Origin of the sequence: Enterobacter cloacae complex sp. I3 (genome assembly GCF_014896175.1) — a bacterium.
In the GTDB taxonomy this organism is placed as follows: domain Bacteria; phylum Pseudomonadota; class Gammaproteobacteria; order Enterobacterales; family Enterobacteriaceae; genus Enterobacter; species Enterobacter bugandensis.
Genome location: NZ_JADBQZ010000018.1, coordinates 18,721 through 40,202 on the forward strand (window position 1 = coordinate 18,721; position 21,482 = coordinate 40,202).

19 protein-coding genes and 1 pseudogene are annotated in these 21,482 nt (G+C 56.1%); 10 read left to right on the forward strand and 10 right to left on the reverse strand.

Annotated features, from left to right (window positions below):
- Positions 1-2 precede the first annotated feature (2 nt).
- The 3 genes from IM271_RS15085 to ghrB all read left to right on the forward strand — a co-directional run bounded on the left by IM271_RS15085 (position 3) and on the right by ghrB (position 3,340).
- Positions 3-941: a sugar kinase gene (locus tag IM271_RS15085; protein ID WP_028015082.1), complete on the forward strand. Its 939-nt coding sequence runs from the start codon at positions 3-5 to the stop codon at positions 939-941.
- Positions 942-1,058: 117 nt separating this feature from the next.
- Complete coding sequence (locus IM271_RS15090; RefSeq protein ID WP_028015081.1) at positions 1,059-2,339, forward strand: MFS transporter; 1,281 nt, start codon at positions 1,059-1,061, stop codon at positions 2,337-2,339.
- 26 nt (positions 2,340-2,365) lie between these two features.
- The gene (gene ghrB, locus IM271_RS15095) at positions 2,366-3,340 is read left to right on the forward strand and encodes a glyoxylate/hydroxypyruvate reductase GhrB (RefSeq protein ID WP_193052808.1); all 975 of its coding nucleotides are present in this window, start codon (positions 2,366-2,368) and stop codon (positions 3,338-3,340) included.
- A gap of 58 nt (positions 3,341-3,398) precedes the next feature.
- On the opposite strand, the gene cspA is transcribed toward ghrB, so the two are convergent.
- Positions 3,399-3,611, reverse strand: coding sequence for an RNA chaperone/antiterminator CspA (cspA, locus tag IM271_RS15100; protein WP_003860775.1), 213 nt, complete (start codon positions 3,609-3,611; stop codon positions 3,399-3,401).
- Positions 3,612-3,858: 247 nt separating this feature from the next.
- The gene (locus tag IM271_RS15105) at positions 3,859-4,569 is read right to left on the reverse strand and encodes a DUF3053 domain-containing protein (protein ID WP_045260020.1); all 711 of its coding nucleotides are present in this window, start codon (positions 4,567-4,569) and stop codon (positions 3,859-3,861) included.
- Positions 4,570-4,900: 331 nt separating this feature from the next.
- Here IM271_RS15105 and IM271_RS15110 point away from each other — a divergent pair, with 331 nt between their 5' ends.
- Positions 4,901-5,188: an HTH-type transcriptional regulator gene (locus IM271_RS15110; protein ID WP_080329887.1), complete on the forward strand. Its 288-nt coding sequence runs from the start codon at positions 4,901-4,903 to the stop codon at positions 5,186-5,188.
- A 38-nt stretch (positions 5,189-5,226) separates the two neighbouring features.
- Here the strand turns inward: IM271_RS15110 and IM271_RS15115 are convergent, their stop codons facing one another.
- Entirely contained in the window at positions 5,227-6,846 is a 1,620-nt protein-coding gene (locus IM271_RS15115; protein WP_193052809.1) for an ABC-F family ATP-binding cassette domain-containing protein, read from the reverse strand.
- Between the two features lie 834 nt (positions 6,847-7,680).
- Here IM271_RS15115 and IM271_RS20355 point away from each other — a divergent pair.
- A pseudogene (locus IM271_RS20355) lies at positions 7,681-7,866 on the forward strand (hypothetical protein); the annotation flags it as partial.
- Positions 7,827-8,204 (forward strand): hypothetical protein, encoded by a 378-nt coding sequence (locus tag IM271_RS15125; protein ID WP_370532093.1) that lies wholly within the window; start codon positions 7,827-7,829, stop codon positions 8,202-8,204. The pseudogene IM271_RS20355 and the gene IM271_RS15125, both read left to right, overlap by 40 nt.
- Before the next feature lie 93 nt (positions 8,205-8,297).
- Here the strand turns inward: IM271_RS15125 and glyS are convergent, their stop codons facing one another.
- From glyS to IM271_RS15140, 3 genes are all read right to left on the reverse strand, one after another.
- Positions 8,298-10,367, reverse strand: coding sequence for a glycine--tRNA ligase subunit beta (gene glyS / locus IM271_RS15130; protein WP_028015075.1), 2,070 nt, complete (start codon positions 10,365-10,367; stop codon positions 8,298-8,300).
- A 9-nt stretch (positions 10,368-10,376) separates the two neighbouring features.
- Positions 10,377-11,288 carry a glycine--tRNA ligase subunit alpha gene (glyQ, locus tag IM271_RS15135; RefSeq protein WP_003860141.1) on the reverse strand — a complete coding sequence of 304 codons (912 nt, stop codon included), beginning with the start codon at positions 11,286-11,288 and terminating at the stop codon, positions 10,377-10,379.
- Positions 11,289-11,448: 160 nt separating this feature from the next.
- Complete coding sequence (locus tag IM271_RS15140; protein WP_028015074.1) at positions 11,449-11,754, reverse strand: YsaB family lipoprotein; 306 nt, start codon at positions 11,752-11,754, stop codon at positions 11,449-11,451.
- A gap of 182 nt (positions 11,755-11,936) precedes the next feature.
- Between IM271_RS15140 and IM271_RS15145 the strand changes: the two genes are divergently transcribed.
- On the forward strand, positions 11,937-12,932 hold the full coding sequence (locus IM271_RS15145; protein WP_193052811.1) for an acyltransferase: 996 nt from the start codon (positions 11,937-11,939) through the stop codon (positions 12,930-12,932).
- Here the strand turns inward: IM271_RS15145 and IM271_RS15150 are convergent.
- From IM271_RS15150 to xylA, 4 genes are all read right to left on the reverse strand, one after another.
- Positions 12,925-13,845 carry a GlxA family transcriptional regulator gene (locus tag IM271_RS15150; RefSeq protein ID WP_193052812.1) on the reverse strand — a complete coding sequence of 307 codons (921 nt, stop codon included), beginning with the start codon at positions 13,843-13,845 and terminating at the stop codon, positions 12,925-12,927. The genes IM271_RS15145 and IM271_RS15150 overlap by 8 nt on opposite strands.
- The gene (locus IM271_RS15155) at positions 13,845-14,384 is read right to left on the reverse strand and encodes an isochorismatase family protein (RefSeq protein WP_028015071.1); all 540 of its coding nucleotides are present in this window, start codon (positions 14,382-14,384) and stop codon (positions 13,845-13,847) included. Before IM271_RS15155 ends, IM271_RS15150 begins: the two co-directional genes overlap by 1 nt.
- Before the next feature lie 103 nt (positions 14,385-14,487).
- Positions 14,488-15,942, reverse strand: a complete 1,455-nt coding sequence (gene xylB / locus IM271_RS15160; protein WP_193052813.1) for a xylulokinase — start codon at positions 15,940-15,942, stop codon at positions 14,488-14,490.
- A 61-nt stretch (positions 15,943-16,003) separates the two neighbouring features.
- Positions 16,004-17,326 carry a xylose isomerase gene (gene xylA, locus IM271_RS15165; RefSeq protein ID WP_088204493.1) on the reverse strand — a complete coding sequence of 441 codons (1,323 nt, stop codon included), beginning with the start codon at positions 17,324-17,326 and terminating at the stop codon, positions 16,004-16,006.
- A gap of 371 nt (positions 17,327-17,697) precedes the next feature.
- On the opposite strand from xylA, the gene xylF reads away from it, so the two are divergent.
- From xylF to xylH, 3 genes are all read left to right on the forward strand, one after another.
- Positions 17,698-18,690: a D-xylose ABC transporter substrate-binding protein gene (xylF, locus tag IM271_RS15170; protein ID WP_041911619.1), complete on the forward strand. Its 993-nt coding sequence runs from the start codon at positions 17,698-17,700 to the stop codon at positions 18,688-18,690.
- Between the two features lie 72 nt (positions 18,691-18,762).
- On the forward strand, positions 18,763-20,304 hold the full coding sequence (locus IM271_RS15175) for a xylose ABC transporter ATP-binding protein (RefSeq protein WP_193052814.1): 1,542 nt from the start codon (positions 18,763-18,765) through the stop codon (positions 20,302-20,304).
- Positions 20,282-21,463 carry a xylose ABC transporter permease XylH gene (gene xylH, locus IM271_RS15180; RefSeq protein ID WP_193052815.1) on the forward strand — a complete coding sequence of 394 codons (1,182 nt, stop codon included), beginning with the start codon at positions 20,282-20,284 and terminating at the stop codon, positions 21,461-21,463. The genes IM271_RS15175 and xylH overlap by 23 nt, the downstream gene beginning before the upstream one ends.
- Positions 21,464-21,482 lie beyond the last annotated feature (19 nt).

Sequence of the window (21,482 nt, forward strand, 5' to 3'; positions counted from 1 at the left end):
TCATGCACAAAACGCTGGATGCCATCACGATCGGCGAGGCTATGGCGATGTTTGTCGCGACCGAAACGGGCGAACTGAGCGCGGTAGAGCACTTTATCAAACGCGTAGCGGGCGCAGAGCTGAACGTCGCGACCGGCCTGGCGCGTCTCGGTCTGAACGTCGGCTGGGTCAGCCGCGTGGGAGATGACAGCTTTGGCCATTTCGTTCTCGACTCGCTGAAAAAAGAGAATATTGATGCCGCAGGCGTCACCCTGGACGGACGCTTTCCTACCGGCTTTCAGCTTAAATCTAAAGTCGAAAATGGAACCGATCCCATCGTGGAGTATTTCCGCAAAGGTTCGGCGGCAAGCCATCTCTCAACGGAAGATTACCACGCTGGCTATTTTGCCTCCGCGCGCCATCTGCACCTGAGCGGCGTGGCGGCGGCGCTCTCTGACAGTTCCTATGAACTGCTGGACCATGCGGCAACGACCATGAAGTCGCTGGGCAAAACGATCTCTTTCGATCCGAATTTGCGCCCGGTGCTGTGGAAAAGTGAAGCGGAAATGGTCGAGAAGCTGAACCGCCTGGCGTTCCAGGCTGACTGGGTTCTGCCGGGCCTGAAAGAGGGGATGATTCTGACGGGTGAAAATACGCCGGAAGGCATTGCTGATTTCTATCTGAATCAAGGGGTAAAAGCGGTGGTGCTGAAGACCGGTGCCGATGGTGCATGGTTCAAAACGGCAGACGGCGAACAGGGCGCGGTCGCGGCGGTGAAGGTTGAGAACGTTGTCGACACCGTCGGCGCGGGCGATGGCTTTGCCGTAGGCGTCATTAGCGCCCTGCTGGAAGGCAAACCGCTGCAGCAGGCCGTCGCGCGGGGCAATAAGATTGGCTCGCTGGCGATTCAGGTGCAGGGCGACAGCGAAGGATTGCCAACGCGAGCAGAGCTCGGCGTTTAAATTCCCTCTCCCTGTGGGAGAGGGCCAGGGTGAGGGCAGCATGCCACACCAAATAATTAAGCCACCGTGTACCCTACAGACAACGGCGGTAACAACCTCAACAACAGAGGCAAGCCTATGAACAGTTCGACCAATGCAGTAAAACGCTGGTGGTACATCATGCCAATCGTGTTTATCACGTACAGCCTGGCGTACCTCGATCGTGCCAACTTCAGTTTCGCGTCCGCGGCGGGGATCACCGAAGACCTCGGCATCACCAAAGGTATTTCTTCCCTGCTGGGTGCCCTTTTCTTCCTGGGCTACTTCTTCTTTCAGATCCCCGGCGCGATTTACGCGGAACGCCGCAGCGTGCGTAAGCTGATCTTCATCTGTCTGATCCTGTGGGGCGCCTGCGCGTCACTGACCGGCGTGGTGAACAATATTCCTGCCCTGGCCGCCATTCGCTTTATTCTCGGCGTCGTTGAGGCAGCGGTCATGCCGGCGATGCTGATTTACATAAGCAACTGGTTTACCAAATCTGAACGTTCACGCGCGAATACCTTCCTGATCCTCGGTAACCCGGTCACCGTACTGTGGATGTCGGTAGTCTCCGGCTACCTGATCCAGTCCTTCGGCTGGCGCGAGATGTTTATCATCGAAGGGGTACCCGCAATTATCTGGGCATTCTGCTGGTGGGTGCTGGTAAAAGATAAGCCTGCCCAGGCGAAGTGGCTTTCCGAAGATGAAAAAGCCGCGCTGCAGGCGCAACTGGATAAAGAGCAGCAGGGGCTGAAGGCGGTACGCAACTACGGCGAAGCGTTCCGCTCCCGCAACGTTATCCTGCTCTGCGCGCAGTACTTTACCTGGAGTATCGGCGTGTACGGCTTTGTGCTGTGGCTGCCGTCGATTATCCGCAGCGGCGGCGAGAACCTTGGCATGGTGGAAGTGGGCTGGCTCTCTTCCGTACCGTATCTCGCCGCGACCATCGCGATGATCGTTGTCTCCTGGGCGTCGGACAAGCTGCAAAACCGCAAGCTGTTTGTCTGGCCGCTGCTGCTGATTGCCGCTTTCGCCTTCATCGGCTCGTGGGCGGTGGGCGCGAATCACTTCTGGGCCTCTTATACCCTGCTGGTGATTGCCGGTGCCGCCATGTACGCCCCGTACGGTCCGTTTTTTGCCATCATCCCGGAAATGCTGCCGCGTAACGTCGCGGGCGGTGCAATGGCATTGATTAACAGTATGGGCGCGCTGGGGTCGTTCTGCGGATCCTGGTTCGTCGGCTATCTGAACGGTGTGACCGGCAGCCCATCCGCGTCGTACATCTTTATGGGGGTAGCGCTTTTCGCCTCCGTGTGGCTTACTTTGATTGTTAAGCCTGCTAATAATCAACAGCACCTCGTCGGCGCACGCCACGCCTGAATCCTTAAAAATCAACGGAGATTAGCATGAAGCCGTCCGTCATTTTGTACAAAGCTCTGCCGGAAGATCTGCAGAAACGCCTGGAAGAACACTTCACCGTTACGCAGGTGAAGAACCTGAGCCCGGAGACCGTGGCGCAGCACGCCGATGCGTTCGCCAGCGCCGAAGGCCTGCTGGGTTCAAGCGAAAAAGTGGATGTCGCCCTGCTGGAGAAAATGCCGAAGCTTCGTGCTACCTCAACCGTTTCCGTGGGTTATGACAATTTCGACGTGGATGCCCTGAACGCCCGTAAAATCCTGCTGATGCACACGCCGCATGCCCTGACGGAAACCGTGGCAGATACGCTGATGGCGCTGGTGCTCAGCACGGCCCGTCGCGTGGTGGAAGTGGCCGAGCGTGTGAAAGCCGGCGAATGGACGAAAAGCATTGGGCCGGACTGGTTCGGCGTGGATGTGCATGGCAAAACGCTGGGCATCGTGGGTATGGGGCGTATCGGGCTGGCGCTGGCGCAGCGCGCGCATTTCGGCTTCAACATGCCGATTCTGTATAACGCGCGCCGTCATCACAGCGAAGCAGAAGAACGCTTCAACGCGCGTTACTGCGAGCTGGATACGCTGCTGCAGGAAGCCGATTTTGTTTGCCTGATCCTGCCGCTGACGGATGAAACGCGCCATCTGATTGGCAAATCAGCGTTTGAAAAAATGAAGAAATCCGCCATCTTCATCAACGCGGGTCGCGGCCCGGTGGTGGATGAGCAGGCGCTGATTGAAGCGCTGCAAAGCGGCGAGATCCACGCCGCGGGTCTGGACGTGTTTGAGCAGGAGCCGCTTCCGGTGGATTCCCCACTGCTGAGCATGCCAAACGTCGTCGCCCTGCCACACATCGGCTCTGCTACCCACGAGACGCGCTACAATATGGCGGCGACGGCAGTAGAAAACCTGATAGCCGCGCTTGCTGGAAAAGTAGACAGGAACTGCGTTAACCCGCAGATCCAACAGTAGAAACGAAAAAACCCGCCAGAAGGCGGGTTTTTGAATTTTGTGCTACTGGGTTGGAAGCTTACAGGCTTACAACGTTACCAGCCGCTGGGCCTTTAGCGCCGCTTTCGATGGTGAAGGAAACTTTCTGACCTTCGTCCAGAGATTTGTAGCCATCGTTCTGGATAGCAGAGAAGTGTACGAACACGTCTTTAGAGCCATCGTCAGGAGTGATGAAGCCGAAACCTTTATCAGCGTTGAACCATTTAACCAGACCAGTCATTTTAGCAGACATAGAAATTACCTTATTAACAAATATATTGTGCCTTCCGGCTTGATGGATTGCGTTACAGATTTTTAAGCGATGAAGGAAGGGTCACTACGAAGGGTATCTATGGATAACAATCTGGACTGCTTTACTAAACTGCTTTAGGTCTGTGTAACAAACCGACGCGAACATTTATACCGATGTGGTAGAGGAATGACAAGCGTTATTTTCTGAATGCCGAAAAAAAACCCCGCCTGAGGCGGGGTTTTTCGGTTTATTCTGTGGCAGCGACTGCTGCGCCCCACGCCTGGCTAAAGGCCTGGTGCTGGGCGGCCAGCGGCCCAATCAGCGTATTGTACTGACTTGCCTGCTGCGAGGTTGGGAACTGAATGCCGTTGGCAACAAAGCTCACCTGTGTCCCCTGCTGCGAGATGAAATCCCCGACCTGAACCAGCTGCTGAGTGAAGACCTGCGCGGCCGGAATCAGCGGTTGTATCGCTTCAGACGGTTTCGTCACTACTTTCTCATACACTTTATCGAAGACCGGTTTGAGATCCTCGCCCTGCTTCAGCGCAGAACGTGACGCGTCAGCCTGCATTTTCGCATTTTGCAGCTGCTGGCTCAGCACGCCGAGCGCACCGTTGGACTGGCGCAGCGGCTCGCGCTGAGTCATATAATCCTGGGGAACACGGATGGCGTTCACGCTATCCACTACCGGGCGGATACCGGAGTCCATCGCCTGGCTCACCTGCTGTGAATACCCATAAAGAATGGCGTAATCGGACACAAAGGGGCCAAACTGTTTTTTCTGATCCGCAGTCAGCGTCGGCAACCGCTCGCCGCTGCGCATCACTGTATTCTGCAGAAAATCGATAAACGCTTTGCGCTGATCGCCTTCTTTATCAAAACACCCACTCAGGCTAACAACCATCAACAACGCCGCAATAGGCGCAAACCAGCGAGAGCAGGACTTTCCTGTCGCCATTTTATTACTCCTTTCACCCAAAAAAGCGCACACCGGCACACGCGTGCCCGACGCTGACAAGGATAGTCCAGGTCAGCCTTGCAAGATACTCTTTTCATGTAAAACGGCTATTGCCGATTTATTTCTTACTATTTACAAAAAAATACCTGGCGAAGCCGACATATGGTTAATCAGGGAATTAGCATAACTATCCATATAGCTGAATCGCGTAAAGCGATCGTTATCGCACGATTAATCACAGCCGTGACGATCCTCGGTTTGTATTAGGGACTATTCTTAATTGGCTCTCTGATGTTCTTGATCACGATGTGAGATTTAAGAGGAGTTCTCAATGGAATATAAAGATCCTGAGTTTGAGCTGCTGAGCAGTCTGGAACAGATCGTTTTTAAAGATGTACCGCAGACCATTACCCTGCAACAAAAATCCAATCCCTTTACAGAATATGAGCAATTGCGCAAAGGGACAGGACTGAAAACTGAAGAATTCGCCAGAGCGATGGGTGTCAGCGTGGCTATGGTACTGGAGTGGGAGTCAAAACGAGAGAAACCCACCCCAACCGAGTTAAAGCTGATGCGCCTGATTCAGGCCAACCCTGCACTCAGCAAACAGATAGCGTAGTAAAATTTGAACGCCCCCGCCTCTGCGGGGGCTTGTGTTTAAAGGCTCTCGAAACGCCAGCCCGTCTCTTCCCACACCATCTCGTGCGTCAACGTTAACCCTTTTAAAAACGCATCATCGTGTGACACCACCAGCAGCGCGCCGGGGAAACCAGCCAGCGCCGCTTCAATAGCCTGCACTGAAGCCAGATCCAGATGGTTGGTCGGTTCATCCAGCAACAGGAGCTGCGTGGCCTCCCCGCGCCAAAGCACGCAGGCCAGCGCAGCCTTCAGACGCTCACCGCCGCTCAGTTCCGCCAGCGGGAGCGAGACTTTGTCGGCCCCCAGCTGAAGCTGGGCTAAACGGGTGCGTAACATACCCTCTTCCAGGGGCGTATTGCCCAGGTTGAGGTGCATCATGACCGACTGCGACAGATCGAGCCGGGAAAGATGCTGATCGAGATAAGCACAGCTGACCGACACCTTGCAGGTTCCTGAGCGTGGACTAATGTCGCCGAGGATGGCTTTCAACAGCGTCGATTTCCCGCAGCCGTTCGGACCTTTTAGCGCCACCCGCATTGGCCCATCCATCCGCCAGCTAAGCGGAGGAACAGGCACATGCGGTAACACCAGATCTTCCAGCACCAGCACCTGTTTACCTTCCGGGATCTGACTCCCCGGCAGGGTAAACATCACCGGGTTATCTTCTTCAACCCGCTCACGCGCCTTGTTTACCGCGGCATTCAGGGCTTCATTTTGCTCGCTGTGCTGTTTTTTCCAGGCGCCAATACGTTCCTTTGCCGCGCCTTTGTATTTGACGCGTTCAAACGACGCGATATTCAGGGTATCGACGGTGCGTAATGTTTTTGCCGAGCGCCGCTGGCTGTCGTCATGCTCTTTTTGCATACGTGCGCGGGTGCGTTTGCGCTCCGTGGCCGCATGTTCCAGCGCCGCGCGGGCCGCCTGCTGTTCGGCATCGCGCTGGGTTTGATAATCCGCATAATTCCCACCGTAGCTGCGCAGCCCGCCGCTGCTTAGCTCAAGAATACGCGGCACCTGCGCCAGCAGCTCACGGTCATGGGAGGCGACGAGCATGCCGCCCTGATAACGGGCAAGCTGGTCGTAGAACCACGCCCGTCCTTGTCGATCCAGATGGTTAGTCGGTTCGTCCAGCAGCAGGAAATCCGCTTCAGCCGTAAATGCCCCGCACAGCAGCGCGCGAATACGCTCGCCGCCGCTGAGCTCACCGGCTGGCTTATCTGGATCAAACGGCGGGAGTTTCGCCCGGGCAAACGCCTCGCCAAGACGTTCAGCTAAATCCCAGAATCCATCAAGCATTTCCAGATCGTCAGGCTGGTAATCGCCGCTGTCGATACGCGCTCGCGCCGCGAAGATGGCCTCGTACCCGAGCAGCTCAGCCAGCGTCGTGTGCGGCAAAATGTCCTGCTGCTGAGCCACATAGACATATGTTCCGGTACGTTCAATATGCCCGCTTGCAGGCTCATCAAGCCCCGCCAGCAGACGCAGCAGACGCGTTTTCCCGCTGCCGTTACGGCCAACCAGAGCGCAAAGAGACGGCTCCAGAGAAAAACTCAGCGGACCAAAAAGGGTATCGCCCGTCGCAAACTGACAGGTGACCTGATGCAAAATAAAAGAAGGGGACTGCGCAAAATGAGCCATAAGCACTCCTGAATGAAATCAAAACATCCCCTGCCCACGCGGTGGCGTTTAGCAAGGATCGAAATTCATCAGTCGTGTTTGTTCATTTTTGGGGGGCGCTCCAGAGCGAGAAATTTAACGGAGATAAGGATAGCGGTAATGGGTTGACCATTTCAAGGTTAAATTTTGGACGATTTGTACTCCCTCTCCCTTTGGGCTGAGGGATCCCCACCAAATATTGCCTGCACAGACGGCCCCCTCTCCCTTGAGGGAGAGGGCTGGGGTGAGGGGAAGCATACGACTCTGGTGGTCATTCCGTTCACTTTATGTTCCTTGCTACTCTGTAACGACAATACCCGTGAACGTGCCAGGGTGGCTCAGTCGCCACCACCCTAGCTACCCGGGCTCCCGGCGGTAAATCGCCGCTACGCGGTACCTTCGGCTTATTCCTTCCGGCTTATCGGGGACGGGCGGAGGTAACATCCCTGTAAAGCCCGCCCTCTCGGCGCATCCATGCGCCTCGCCCCGGCCTGCAGGAAACGCCTCAGCGATTTACAGCCGGACCATAGCGTCGCTGTAAGACCTCTGCCCGCAATATGTTTTTCATTGCGGTAATTTTGCGAGTCTCTTTCCAGAAATGGTAATATCCTCAGTGGCATAGCTCAAATCTATTGCCGCCTGTTTTGATGAGCAGTAAGTTCTCTTTGCACCTGCAAAATCAGGTGCCGGGTTTAGCATCCTGGCTTATCTTATCGGCGGCACATTATGTGCAGCATGCTTTGCTACATCTCAATGGTGGGCTGAGCAGGGGCATCGAAAGATGCGCCGGTATCCGATAAGGCCGGTAATGCTAACTCTGTTCAGTCCACCACCAGCGAAGTTAGCATTTCCGGTGGTGGAAGCTTTATCACTTATCGGAGGCTGCCAATATGGCGACTACCCCAACCCAAGCTCATTCTTTATTCACCCTGCCCTTCAACCACGCCACCGACTTCACCGAACTGGCGGATAACTGCGAACGTTTTACCGACGCACTGGTAGATTGCGAAGAACCCGCCCCAAAAATGGCGCTTTACGGCAGACTTTATGCCTGTCTGAATCTTCTGCAACCCACGCTTCTGGAACCTGTTCCGGACGCTTTAAAAGCCAGCCTGACCGTGAAGGAACTCCCGTCACGCGTTCCGGCTTTCGAACCCGAATGCGATCAGCTGGGGCGCTACTGTCAGGAGCTTACGCAGATGCTGATGAACGGCTCACTGTCGCGACAATCTGAAATCGTGATGGAAGATTTGCTGTGCGAGCTGGTCAGCTACTTTGCTGATACGCTGAAGGCACCGCGCTGGCTGCAGACAGACGAAAGCACAATCGCGATCGGCTAAACCTGCCGGATGGCGCTGCGCTTATCCGGTCTACAAAAGACCCATAAAAAAACCCGCCGAAGCGGGTTTTTAGCATTTGTTACAATGGGCACATTACTGCAGCAGCGAAATATCCGCCACGCGCAGGAACAGCTCGCGCAGTTTTTCGAGCATGGAGAGACGGTTAATACGCAGTTCTTTATCTTCTACGTTCACCATCACTTTCTCGAAGAAGGCGTCGATCACGTCACGCAGCTCCGCCAGCTCCACCAGCGCTTCCTGGTAACGGCCTTCCGCGAAGTACGGCTCGAGCTTGTCGCGCAGCACCACAACCTGCATCGCCAGAGCGATCTCTTCAGGCTCTTTCAGGGTTGCGGCGTTCACGCGCTCGTTCAGCGTCTCGTCGGATTTCGCCAGGATGTTGGATACACGCTTGTTGGCCGCAGCCAGGGCAGATGCCGCTTCCAGCGTACGGAAGTGGGAAACCGCCTTCATACGCGCATCGAAGTCAGCCGGACGAGTCGGACGACGCGCCAGCACTGCCTGAATGGTGTCGACGGTGTAACCTTCGTCCTGATACCACGCGCGGAAACGGCCGAGCATAAAGTCGATCACGTCATCCACAACGTTCGCGTTGGTCAGCTTGTCGCCGTATAGACGCACCGCTTCTTCGGTCAGGGTCTGCAGATCAAGGTTCAGGTTCTTCTCAACGATGATGCGCAGCACGCCCAGCGCGGCACGACGCAGCGCAAACGGGTCTTTATCGCCTTTCGGATGCTGGCCGATGCCGAAGATACCCGCCAGGGTGTCCATCTTATCGGCAATCGCTACAGCGCAGGCAACCGGGTTGGACGGCAGATCGTCGCCCGCAAAGCGCGGCTGATACTGCTCGTTCAGAGCTACGGCCACGTCTTCCGCTTCGCCATCGTGACGCGCGTAGTGCATGCCCATTACGCCCTGGGTGTCGGTGAATTCGAACACCATGTTGGTCATCAGGTCGCATTTGGAGAGCAGGCCCGCACGGGTCGCGTGGTTAACGTCGGCACCGATTTCACGGGCGATCCAGCCGGACAGCTCCGCGATACGGTCGGTTTTGTCGCGCAGCGTACCCAGCTGCTGCTGGAACAGCACGGTCTGCAGGCGCGGCAGGTTATCTTCCAGACGCTTTTTACGGTCGGTATTGAAGAAGAACTCGGCATCCGCCAGACGCGGGCGCACCACTTTCTCGTTACCGGAGATAATCTGGCTCGGATCTTTCGATTCGATGTTCGCCACGAAGATGAAGTTTGGCAGCAGCTTGCCGTCGTTGGCGTAAACCGGGAAGTACTTCTGGTCACCCTTCATGGTGTACACCAGCGCTTCTGCCGGAACGGCCAGGAATTTCTCTTCGAATTTCGCGGTCAGCACAACCGGCCATTCCACCAGAGAAGTGACCTCTTCCAGCAGGCTGTCGCTCAGGTCGGCATTACCGCCAATCTTACGCGCCGCTTCTTCCGCGTCCGCTTTAATTTTGGCTTTACGCTGTTCATAGTCGGCAATCACTTTACCGCGTTCCAGCAGGATCTGCGGATACTGGTCGGCATTGTCGATGGTGAACTCTGGCTCGCCCATAAAGCGGTGGCCGCGGATCACGCGATCGGACGCCACGCCCAGAATGGTCGCCGGGATAACGGTGTCGCCCAGCAGCAGGGTCACGGTGTGTACAGGACGCACGAAGTGTACGTCAGACGCGCCCCAGCGCATCAGCTTAGGAATCGGCAGCTTCGCCAGCGAAGTGGCGATCATGTTTGGCAGCAGCGCTTCCGCGCTTTCGCCTTTCACGTGGGCACGATACAGCAGCCATTCGCCTTTATCGGTGGTCAGACGCTCGGCCTGATCGACGGTGATGCCGCAGCCGCGCGCCCAGCCTTCGGCAGCCTTGCTTGGCTTGCCTTCCGCGTCAAACGCCTGGGCAATCGCCGGGCCACGTTTTTCAACTTCACGATCCGGCTGAGACGCCGCCAGATTTGCCACTTTCAGCGCCAGACGACGCGGTGCAGCAAACCACTCAATTTTACCGTGCGCCAGGCCAGCGTTATCCAGCTCGGCGGTCACGTTCGCAGCAAAAGATTCAGCCAGGCTGCGCAGGGCTTTTGGTGGCAGCTCTTCGGTGCCGATTTCCACCAGGAAAGTTTTCTCAGACATGGCCGCCTCTTATTTGTTTCGGTTGCACATCGGGAAGCCAAGGGCTTCACGGGACGCGTAGTAAGCTTCTGCAACGGCTTTGGTCAGGGTGCGAATACGCAGAATGTAGCGCTGACGTTCAGTCACGGAGATCGCTTTGCGGGCGTCCAGCAGGTTGAAGCTGTGGGCGGCCTTCAGAATACGCTCGTAGGCAGGCAGCGGCAGCGGAGTTTCCAGCGCCAGCAGCTGCTGTGCCTCTTTCTCGTACTGCTCGAAGCAGGTGAACAGGAAGTCCACGTCCGCGTATTCGAAGTTATAGGTGGATTGCTCCACTTCGTTCTGATGGAACACGTCGCCGTAGGTGGTTTTACCCAGCGGGCCGTCGCTCCAGACCAGGTCGTAAACGCTGTCTACGCCCTGAATGTACATGGCCAGACGTTCCAGACCGTAGGTGATTTCACCGGTGATTGGCTTACATTCCAGACCGCCAACCTGCTGGAAGTAGGTGAACTGGGTCACTTCCATGCCGTTCAGCCACACTTCCCAACCGAGACCCCAGGCACCCAGCGTTGGGTTTTCCCAGTTGTCTTCCACGAAACGGATGTCGTGGATGGTTGGATCCATACCCAGCTCTTTCAGCGACCCGAGATACAGTTCCTGAATGTTGTCGGGTGATGGCTTAATCACCACCTGGAACTGATAGTAATGCTGCAGACGGTTCGGGTTTTCACCGTAACGACCATCGGTCGGACGACGGGAAGGCTGCACATACGCGGTCGCCATTGGCTCTGGCCCCAACGCGCGCAGGCTGGTCATCGGGTGTGAAGTGCCGGCGCCGACTTCCATGTCCAAAGGTTGAACAATGGTACAGCCCTGACGAGCCCAGTAATCCTGTAAGGTCAGGATCAGGCCCTGGAAGGTCTTGGTATCAAACTTTTGCATAGTATTTCGTGCTGGATACGTGTGGTTTTAAATGGAAGGGACCAGTATACCCGCTGGCTGCAAGATATACAGTACGAAACGGGGTTGTTTAGGGAAAATTGGGAAATAAGCCTTCCGGCCAGAACGCTGGCGGCGTCTGGTTGTTGATTATGCGAGCAGGCTAGCGCATGGAGAGATGTAAAAACTGACCGTCCGCATCAAACGAGCAGACAAAGCCCTCTTTACGCGCCGTATACCCTCTAAGCTCATAGCTGCCCTGAAAGCGCTCGAATCCGATGACGTTAATTTTCTGAACGTCCGAGTTATAGCGCCGAGCGGCCCGCTCTTTACAGAGCGCTTCCATATTCAGCGAACGTTCCGGGCTTATTTTTCCCTGCTGCGCTTTTTGCACGGGGACTTCCTGTGGCGCACTGCATCCTGCCAGCATCAACAGCAGAAAGAGTGATGCCACACGCTTCATCATCATTTTTATTACCGTCCTGGTCAGCGGCTGTTATTTTTAATATCAACACTTTTATAGATTAAGGTCTGCCATTCTGCGAATCTCGCGGTCTCCCGGCAAGCCTGCGCATAAAACTCAGAATTTTCCAAACGAAGACTTTTGGACAATGGGAGTCCCACTCACTTTACAGGGAATACGAGGAACTGATGCCGTCAAAAATTAACTGGATTGATAACCTGCGAGGAATAGCGTGTCTGATGGTGGTCATGATCCACACGACGACCTGGTATGTCACGAATGCCCACAGCATCAGCCCCGTTAACTGGGATATTGCCAATATCCTCAACTCAGCGTCGCGCGTCAGCGTGCCGCTGTTTTTTATGATTTCCGGCTTTCTCTTTTTTGGCGAGCGTAGCGCGCAGCCGAGGCACTTCGTCCGCATCGCGGCCTGTCTGGGGTTCTACAGCGCCGTTGCCCTGCTCTATATCACCCTGTTTACCTCCATTAACGCCGGGTTATCCCTCAAATATTTGCTGCAAAAACCGGTTTTCTACCACCTGTGGTTCTTCTTCGCCATCATCGTTATCTATCTGGTCTCTCCGCTCATTCAGGTGAAAAACGTCAGCGGGAAAATGCTTCTGGCCCTGATGGTGGTGATTGGCATTGTCGCCAACCCGAACACGGTTTCGCAGAAAATCGACGGTTTCGAATGGTTGCCGGTAAATCTCTATATCAACGGCGACACCTTCTACTACGTGCTTTACGGCATGCTGGGGCGCGCCATCGGAATGATGGACACGCAAAAGCGCGGTCTGAACTGGCTCTGCGGAGCGCTGTTTATCGCCGGCGTGGCGGTGATTTCACGCGGGACGCTGCATGAGCTTCAGTGGCGCGGCAATTTTGCCGATACCTGGTATCTGTATTGCGGGCCGATGGTCTTTATCTGTGCCGTATCGCTGCTCACGCTCGTTAAAAACACCCTGAATGCGCGTCCCCTTCCCGTGCTGGGCTTTATCTCGCGGCACTCGCTGGGAATTTACGGTTTTCACGCGCTGGTGATCCACGCCCTGCGAACGAGGGGCGTTGAGCTCAAAAGCTGGCCGGCGCTGGATATCGTCTGGATTTTTGCCGCTACGCTGGTTATCAGCCTGCTGCTGTCGATGCTGCTGCAAAAAATAGATACCCGCCGCTTCGTCAGCTAACGCTGCGCTGCCGGGCGCGGTGGTACTGGCGCGGGGAGGAAAACCCTGCCGCCAGCGAGGCCTGTTCCACGCCGCGCCCCTGCATCAGCCACTGCTCCGCCACCGCCAGACGCAGCTGCTCCAGATAATCGCGGACGCTAATCCCTAAATGCGTCTGGAAAAGCCGGGTGAGATGGCGCGGGCTGACGTGCGCCAGTGCGGCGATATCAGGCAAGCTCCACGTTTTTTGCGGCTCGGCGGTGAGCGCATCCTGCGCCCGATGGATCGCCGGATGAAGATGGTTGCGATAGCGCAGCCACGGTGAAAGCTGGGGATCGTCACCGGAACGGCGGAACCAGACCACCATCTCGCGCGCCACGGCCAGCGCCTTTTCGGGACCGCACAGGCGGTTAATCATATGCAGCGCCAGATCGATGCCCGACGTGATCCCCGCGCTGGTCCAGATATTCTCGTCCTGTACAAAGATGCGGTTTTCTTTAATCGTCGCCGTGGGAGCCACAGTGCGTAAACGGCTGATAACGTCATGATGGGTTGTGCACTGTTTGTTATTCAGCAGGCCCGATTTCGCCGCCAGCAGTGCACCAGAACAGACGCACATCACCGTGATATCCCGGCGCTGAATGACCGGCTGCAGACGCATTAGCCAGTGCTGGATCTGCTGCGCCTGCGGCGTTGAGAACTGAACGCGGGAGTCGCTCACCCCCGGCAGGACCAGCAGACTCCCCGGAGGCAGACTTTCCGGCAACGGCTGGATGCCGCCCATCGTCAGGCCTATCGACGTTGGAACCTCCGGCTGCGGCCCAATGTAATGCAGACGAAACGCGTCGCCAGCCAGCACAAAGGTCTCCGCCGGGCCTGACATATCCAGTGCCAGTACCCCGGGTAACATCACGAACCAGACGTCGATGCGCATTACAGTGACTCCAGCGTCTCCGCTACCGTTTTAATTTCGGCAAAACGCCCGGCCAGTACCGTCTCGGTACGATGGCGAATTTCCGCTGCGCTCAGGGTAATGCCCTTGTACATCATGGGAAACGTCAGCGTTGCCTCGCTCACAAACGTCACAGCATAACCCAGATCGGATGCTACCCGAGCGGTGGTTTCACAGCATTGTTCCGTGCGAATGCCGCAGATAATCAGCTGGTTGATATCACGCTCGCGCAGCCAGCGGTCAAGCCCGGTATCCGTGAAGGCATTATGGACGTGTTTCTGGAAAACCACATCCGGCTGATGACGCAAAAAGGCCATCGGTTTGACATAGCCGCTTTGCAGCGTGAAGGGGCCGTCTTCATCCACATGAAAAATATCAACGACAGGAATACCGCGCGCCTGGCAGCCTTCAATCAGCCCCAGCATCGCCTGCTGAAAGGCAGGAATGTCGCCCTCCTGCCAGTAAGGGCGATGATGGAAGGACTGCTGAGTATCAATATTGATGAGTGCAATGCGTGACATGATAAATCTCCTCGCCAGTGGGTGTGTCACCATACTGGCAAGGAAAGAGAGGCACGCACAGACCAAAAAAGGACATCCTCGTGCCTCTGTCGGACAAGCGAGTTTATGACATCAGCGGCAGCAGCTGCTGATAGATTTTGCGGAACACCTCGCGCCTTTCGGCATAACGGGCATGTCCTGCCGCGTCAGGCACATGCGCCTGTTCAAGCGTAAGCTGCGGCAGCAGTTGCGAAAGCGGCTTGTCCGGGTTCATAGCGATCTGCGCCAGACGCGCGGCGCCGAGCGCGGGGCCTACATCCCCTCCCGTGCGGAAATCCAGCTGCAACCCGCTGATATCCGCCAGCATCTGTCGCCAGTAAGGGCTTCGCGCGCCGCCGCCAATCAGGGTGACGCTCGCCGGTTTCAGGCCGCAGTCGTGCACTACATCCATTCCGTCGGCCAGCGCATACCCCACACCTTCCAGAACCGCACGCGCCAGCTCTGCCGGGCCGTGCTGATGGGTTAGGCCAAAGAATACCCCTTTCGCTTCCGGGTTGTTGTGCGGCGTACGCTCGCCAGAAAGATAGGGTAAAAACCAGACGGTACTCGCCGCGTCATCCGCCTGCTGCGCCGCCGCAATGAGTGCCGGAACGTCCGCCATGCCGGTAAGCTTCGCCGCCCAGTCCAGGCAGGATGCCGCGCTCAGCATCACCGACATCAAATGCCATTTTCCCGGAAGCGCATGACAGAAACTGTGCACAGCGCTTTCGGGATTACTGCGATAGCCGTCGCTGACGGCAAAATAGACCCCAGAAGTTCCCAGCGACAGCATTGCCTGCCCCGCCTCAACCATGCCGACGCCGACAGCACCCGCCGCGTTATCACCGCCCCCGGCCACCACCGGTACGGCAGGCATATTCCAGCGTTCCGCAACGTCTGGCAGCAGCGTACCCGTCACCTCACAGCCTTCGAACAGCGCGGGCATATGTTCCCGCGTCAGATGGCAGGCATCCAGCATCACCTCGCTCCAGTCGCGCTTCGCCACGTCGAGCCACATCGTGCCGGCGGCATCTGACATGTCGGAGGCGAAATCGCCTGTCATGCGAAAACGCAGATAGTCTTTTGGCAACAGGACTTTCGCCACCTGACGGAAAATCTCCGGCTCGTGGCGCTGTACCCACAAAAGTTTTGGTGCGGTGAAGCCCGGCATCATCAGGTTGCCCGTAATCTCGCGGGACGTGGGCACACGCGCTTCAAGGATTGCGCACTCTTCCGCACAGCGGCCATCGTTCCAGAGAATAGCCGGGCGCAGAACGCGATGCTGGCTATCCAGCAACGTTGCACCATGCATTTGTCCGGCAATGCCCAGCGCTTTCACGTCGCGCAGGCTGTGCTGCTCGCCTAAGGCTTTTATCGCGCGATCCGTCGCCTGCCACCACTGCTCCGGGTCCTGCTCCGACCACAGCGGATGCGGGCGTGAAACCTGCAGCTTTTCAGTCTGCGTTGCTAACACGTCGCCCTGCTCGCTTAACAGGATGGCTTTCACACCCGATGTGCCAAGATCGATCCCGATATACATTGTGGTGACTCCTTTGACAGAAATGCCCGGTGGCGCTTCCGCTTACCGGGCCTGGATGCTGTTATTTATCGAACAGGTAGTGATTAACCAGGTTTTCCAGCAATTCCTGATGCCCGCTCTGGTGCTGCGGCGCCAGCTGCTGTTGTTCAGCGTACTTCGCGATGTCCGCAAGCGATAACTGACCCTTCAAAATTTGCTGGCCCAGCTCACTGTTCCAGCCGCTGTAGCGCTTCGCCACGCGCTTATCCAGCTCGCCGTCTTCAATCATACGCGCCGCCACTTTCAGCGCCAGCGCCATGGTGTCCATCGCGCCAATGTGGCCGTAGAACAGATCGTATTTGTCGGTGCTCTGGCGACGCACCTTGGCGTCAAAGTTAAGGCCGCCGGTGGTGAAACCGCCCGCTTTGACGATCTCGTACATCACCAGCGCATTCTCTTCCACGCTGTTCGGGAACTGGTCGGTATCCCAGCCCAGCTGCGGATCGCCGCGGTTCGCATCTACCGATCCGAAGATGCCCAGCGCAATCGCAGAGGCAATTTCGTGATGGAATGAGTGGCCCGCCAGGGTAGCGTGGTTAGCCTCAATATTCACTTTGATCTCTTTTTCCAGACCAAACTGCTTCAGGAAGCCATACACGGTGGCGACATCATAGTCGTACTGATGCTTGGTTGGTTCCTGCGGTTTAGGCTCGATCAGCAGCGTGCCGCGGAAGCCGATTTTGTGCTTATGGTCGACAACCATCTGCATAAAACGGCCAATCTGCTCGCGCTCCTGGCGCAGGTCGGTATTGAGCAGGGTTTCATAGCCTTCTCGGCCGCCCCACAGGACATAGTTTTCGCCGCCCAGCTGATGCGTAGCGTTCATTGCCGTCACCACCTGCGTAGCCGCCCAGCTAAACACTTCCGGATCCGGGTTGGTGGCCGCACCCGCACCGTAGCGTGGGTTGGTGAAGCAGTTTGCCGTACCCCAGAGCAGCTTCACGCCGCTTTGCTGCTGTTTTTCTGCCAGCACGTCCACCATCTGCGCAAAATTGTTCAGGTACTCTTTCAGCGACGCCCCTTCCGGCGATACGTCAACATCATGGAAGCAGTAGTACGGCACGTTCAGCTTGTGGAAGAACTCAAACGCCACGTCGGCTTTGCGTTTCGCCAGCTCGATGGCCTCACCCGGCTGTTGCCACGGACGGTCAAAGGAACCCACGCCGAACATATCGGCACCGTTCCAGCAGAAGGTATGCCAGTAACAGGCGGCAAAGCGCAGATGATCTTCCATGCGCTTACCCAGCACCAGCTCATCCGGATTGTAGTGACGAAATGCTAAAGGATTGGTCGTTTTTGGGCCTTCGTAACGAACGCGATCGAGTTGGTCGAAATAAGCTTGCATATTGAGCTCCATAATCAGGGTATGCGGCGAGTCGTTGATTCAGGAGTAATAGTGAATAGACATTTTGGGTTGCTCAATTACGTTATTTCACACTGCTATTGAGAGAATGCACAACTGTGCGCTGGCTCGCAAAATAATGCGCAGACAAACTATTTTTCGGCGCGCATTCCAGAATCAAATGTAATTAAGGCGTTACGAATTTTAAAATCCGATCGCGGTCATAAATTCAGAAATAAACCAAATATCGTAATGAGAAGATAAAAATCTGTAATTGCCAGCCCGCCTTTCCGCGTTAAAAATTTGCTGCGACCCAGCAGTGAATGTTTCTTTTATCTCAGCAACACATACCCCTACAAAAAGGCCTAATAATTATGAAGATAAAGAACCTGACCCTAACACTCTGCACTACGCTCCTCCTTGTAAGCTTTGCAGGGCATGCCAAGGAGGTCAAAATTGGCATGGCGATTGATGACCTGCGTCTGGAGCGCTGGCAAAAAGATCGCGATATTTTTGTGAAAAAAGCGGAATCACTCGGTGCGAATGTGTTTGTTCAGTCGGCTAACGGCAATGAAGAAACGCAAATGTCGCAGATCGAGAATATGATCAACCGGGGAGTCGATGTTCTGGTCATTATCCCTTATAACGGCCAGGTATTAAGTAACGTGGTGAAAGAAGCGAAGCAGGAAGGCATAAAAGTTCTCGCTTATGACCGCATGATTAATAACGCCGATATTGATTATTATATTTCCTTCGACAATGAAAAGGTGGGCGAATTACAGGCGCAAAGCCTGATCGACAAAGTGCCTCAAGGCAATTATTTCCTGATGGGCGGTTCGCCGGTGGATAACAACGCCAAACTGTTCCGCGAAGGGCAAATGAAGGTCCTTAAGCCGTACATCGACAGCGGCAAAATTAAGGTGGTCGGCGATCAGTGGGCCGACGGATGGTTACCAGAAAATGCCCTGAAGATTATGGAAAATGCGCTGACGGCTAATAACAACAAAATTGATGCTGTCGTGGCCTCCAACGATGCCACAGCAGGCGGGGCTATTCAGGCTCTGAGTGCCCAGGGACTGGCCGGTAAAGTCGCGATTTCTGGTCAGGATGCCGACCTGGCGGGCGTAAAACGCATTATCGCAGGTACTCAGACCATGACGGTCTACAAACCGATTACCGAACTTGCCAATACGGCGGCGGAAATTGCCGTTGAGCTGGGCAACGGTAAGCAACCTAAAGCAGATGCAACGCTGAATAACGGCCTGAAAGACGTTCCGGCTCGCCTGCTCACGCCAATTGAAGTCAATAAAGAGAACATTGACGCCACCGTTATTAAAGACGGTTTCCACAAGAAGAGCGAACTGTAATCCGGCGCTGCCCCTGCTCTGCGGGGGCGCATCACGTTGTACTGTTCTTCCCTCGGGTTATGTGGAGCAGTTATGCCTTATTTACTTGAAATGAAAAGCATCACCAAGCGCTTCGGCGCGGTGAAAGCCGTCGACAACGTCAGTCTCCGGTTGAACCCTGGCGAAGTGGTTTCGCTGTGTGGCGAGAACGGTTCGGGCAAATCAACGCTGATGAAAGTCCTGTGTGGGATCTACCCGCACGGCAGTTACGAAGGCGAAATTGTCTTTGCCGGTGAAGTCATCCAGGCGACGCACATTCGCGACACCGAACGTAAAGGCATCGCCATCATCCACCAGGAGCTGGCGCTGGTGAAACATCTCACCGTGCTGGAGAACATCTTCCTCGGAGCCGAGATTTCCCGCCACGGCGTGCTGGATTACGACACCATGACGCTCCGCTGTGAAAAGCTGCTGGCGCAGGTGAGCCTCAACATTTCACCGGATACCCGCGTGGGCGATCTGGGGCTGGGGCAACAGCAGCTGGTCGAAATTGCGAAGGCGCTGAATAAACAGGTCAGGCTGCTGATCCTCGATGAGCCAACGGCGTCACTCACCGAACAGGAAACTGCGGTTCTGCTCAATATCATCCGCGATCTGCAAAACCACGGTATCGCCTGCATCTATATTTCGCACAAGCTGAACGAGGTAAAAGCCATTTCGGACACCATCTGCGTGATCCGCGACGGGCAACACATCGGCACGCGTGAAGCTGCGGGCATGAGTGAAGATGACATCATCACCATGATGGTGGGCCGCGAGCTGACCGCGCTCTACCCGAATGAGCCCCACACTACGGGCGGTGAAGTGCTGCGCGTGGAAAACCTGACCGCGTGGCACCCCGTTAACCGCCACATTAAGCGGGTCAATAACGTTTCGTTTTCCCTTCACAGCGGCGAAATTCTTGGGATTGCTGGGCTCGTCGGTGCCGGGCGTACCGAAGCCGTGCAGTGCCTGTTTGGCGTGTGGCCAGGGCGCTGGGAGGGCACGATATATATAGACGGCCAGCCCGTGAGAATCGACAACTGCCAGCAGGCGATTGCTCGCGGCATTGCCATGGTGCCGGAAGACCGCAAAAAAGACGGCATCGTACCGGTCATGGCGGTGGGTAAAAACATCACCCTTGCGGCACTCGATCGGTTCTCCGGCACGCTGAGCAGCCTGGATGATGCCGCTGAGCAGCAGTGCATCCTCCAGTCGCTTGCCCGTCTTAAGGTCAAAACCTCCTCACCGGAACTGGCGATTGGCCGACTGAGCGGTGGTAACCAGCAGAAGGCGATTCTGGCGCGCTGTCTGCTCCTCAATCCACGCATATTAATCCTTGATGAGCCGACGCGCGGGATCGATATCGGTGCCAAATACGAAATCTACAAACTGATTAATCAGCTTGTACAGCAAGGAATTGCCGTCATTGTCATCTCGTCTGAGTTACCCGAAGTGCTCGGTCTGAGCGACCGCGTGCTGGTCATGCACGAGGGGAAACTGAAAGCCAACCTGATTAACCAGAACCTGACGCAGGAGCAGGTGATGGAAGCCGCTTTAAGGAGCGAACGTCATGTCGAAAAGCAATCCGTCTGATATCAAAGTCGCTGTTCCGTCGCCCGGCGCGTTCGCGGGGCTAAAAGCGCTGAACCTGCAGGTTTTCGTGATGATCGCGGCGATTATCGTCATCATGCTGTTCTTCACGTGGATGACGGATGGCTCGTACTTAAGCGCGCGTAACGTCTCAAACCTGCTCCGCCAGACCGCCATCACCGGCATCCTGGCCGTGGGCATGGTGTTCGTGATCATCTCTGCGGAAATCGACCTGTCGGTCGGGTCGATGATGGGTCTTCTCGGCGGCGTGGCGGCCATTTTTGACGTCTGGCTCGGCTGGCCGCTGCCGCTGACCGTGGCGGTTACGCTGGTACTGGGGCTGGTTTTAGGGGCCTGGAATGGCTGGTGGGTTGCCTATCGGAAGGTGCCATCGTTTATCGTCACCCTGGCGGGAATGCTGGCCTTCCGCGGGATCCTGATCGGTATCACTAACGGCACGACCGTCTCCCCGACCAGCGCGGCGATGTCGCAAATTGGCCAGAGTTACCTCTCGGACAGCATAGGCTTTACTATCGGCGTGGTGGGACTGCTGGCGTTTGTCGCGTGGCAATGGCGTGGACGTATACGCCGTCAGGCGCTGGGTCTTGCGTCGCCAGCGTCAACGTCCGTGGTAGGACGTCAGGCGCTGACGGCGGTCATTGTGCTGGGCGCCATCTGGCTTCTTAACGACTATCGCGGCGTTCCGACGCCGGTACTGCTGCTGGCGCTGTTACTGCTCGGCGGCATGTTTATGGCGACGCGCACCGCATTTGGACGTCGTATTTATGCCATCGGCGGCAACCTTGAAGCTGCTCGCCTGTCGGGTATTAACGTTGAACGTACCAAGCTGGTGGTTTTCGCCATTAACGGCCTGATGGTCGCTATCGCCGGGTTGATCCTCAGCTCGCGTCTGGGGGCAGGCTCTCCTTCCGCCGGTAACATCGCCGAGCTGGATGCTATCGCTGCCTGCGTCATCGGTGGCACCAGCCTCGCAGGCGGTATCGGTAGCGTGGCGGGCGCGGTCATGGGGGCATTTATCATGGCGTCGTTGGATAACGGGATGAGTATGATGGACGTCCCGACGTTTTGGCAGTATATCGTCAAGGGGGCCATTCTTTTACTGGCAGTCTGGATGGACTCTGCCACCAAGCGACGAGCCTGATAACCGCATTGTGACTTAA

Coding starts and splice junctions, on each gene's coding strand:
- cspA (WP_003860775.1), bottom strand. CDS start 3,611: ATGTCTGCTAAAATGACTGGTCTGGTTAAATGGTTCAACGCTGATAAA.
- xylB (WP_193052813.1), bottom strand. CDS start 15,942: ATGTATATCGGGATCGATCTTGGCACATCGGGTGTGAAAGCCATCCTG.
- xylA (WP_088204493.1), bottom strand. CDS start 17,326: ATGCAAGCTTATTTCGACCAACTCGATCGCGTTCGTTACGAAGGCCCA.
- glyQ (WP_003860141.1), bottom strand. CDS start 11,288: ATGCAAAAGTTTGATACCAAGACCTTCCAGGGCCTGATCCTGACCTTA.
- IM271_RS15105 (WP_045260020.1), bottom strand. CDS start 4,569: ATGGCGACAGGAAAGTCCTGCTCTCGCTGGTTTGCGCCTATTGCGGCG.
- IM271_RS15140 (WP_028015074.1), bottom strand. CDS start 11,754: ATGATGATGAAGCGTGTGGCATCACTCTTTCTGCTGTTGATGCTGGCA.
- IM271_RS15150 (WP_193052812.1), bottom strand. CDS start 13,845: ATGCGCATCGACGTCTGGTTCGTGATGTTACCCGGGGTACTGGCACTG.
- xylH (WP_193052815.1), top strand. CDS start 20,282: ATGTCGAAAAGCAATCCGTCTGATATCAAAGTCGCTGTTCCGTCGCCC.
- IM271_RS15090 (WP_028015081.1), top strand. CDS start 1,059: ATGAACAGTTCGACCAATGCAGTAAAACGCTGGTGGTACATCATGCCA.
- IM271_RS15175 (WP_193052814.1), top strand. CDS start 18,763: ATGCCTTATTTACTTGAAATGAAAAGCATCACCAAGCGCTTCGGCGCG.
- IM271_RS15155 (WP_028015071.1), bottom strand. CDS start 14,384: ATGTCACGCATTGCACTCATCAATATTGATACTCAGCAGTCCTTCCAT.
- IM271_RS15110 (WP_080329887.1), top strand. CDS start 4,901: ATGGAATATAAAGATCCTGAGTTTGAGCTGCTGAGCAGTCTGGAACAG.
- glyS (WP_028015075.1), bottom strand. CDS start 10,367: ATGTCTGAGAAAACTTTCCTGGTGGAAATCGGCACCGAAGAGCTGCCA.
- xylF (WP_041911619.1), top strand. CDS start 17,698: ATGAAGATAAAGAACCTGACCCTAACACTCTGCACTACGCTCCTCCTT.
- IM271_RS15145 (WP_193052811.1), top strand. CDS start 11,937: ATGCCGTCAAAAATTAACTGGATTGATAACCTGCGAGGAATAGCGTGT.
- ghrB (WP_193052808.1), top strand. CDS start 2,366: ATGAAGCCGTCCGTCATTTTGTACAAAGCTCTGCCGGAAGATCTGCAG.
- IM271_RS15085 (WP_028015082.1), top strand. CDS start 3: ATGCACAAAACGCTGGATGCCATCACGATCGGCGAGGCTATGGCGATG.
- IM271_RS15115 (WP_193052809.1), bottom strand. CDS start 6,846: ATGGCTCATTTTGCGCAGTCCCCTTCTTTTATTTTGCATCAGGTCACC.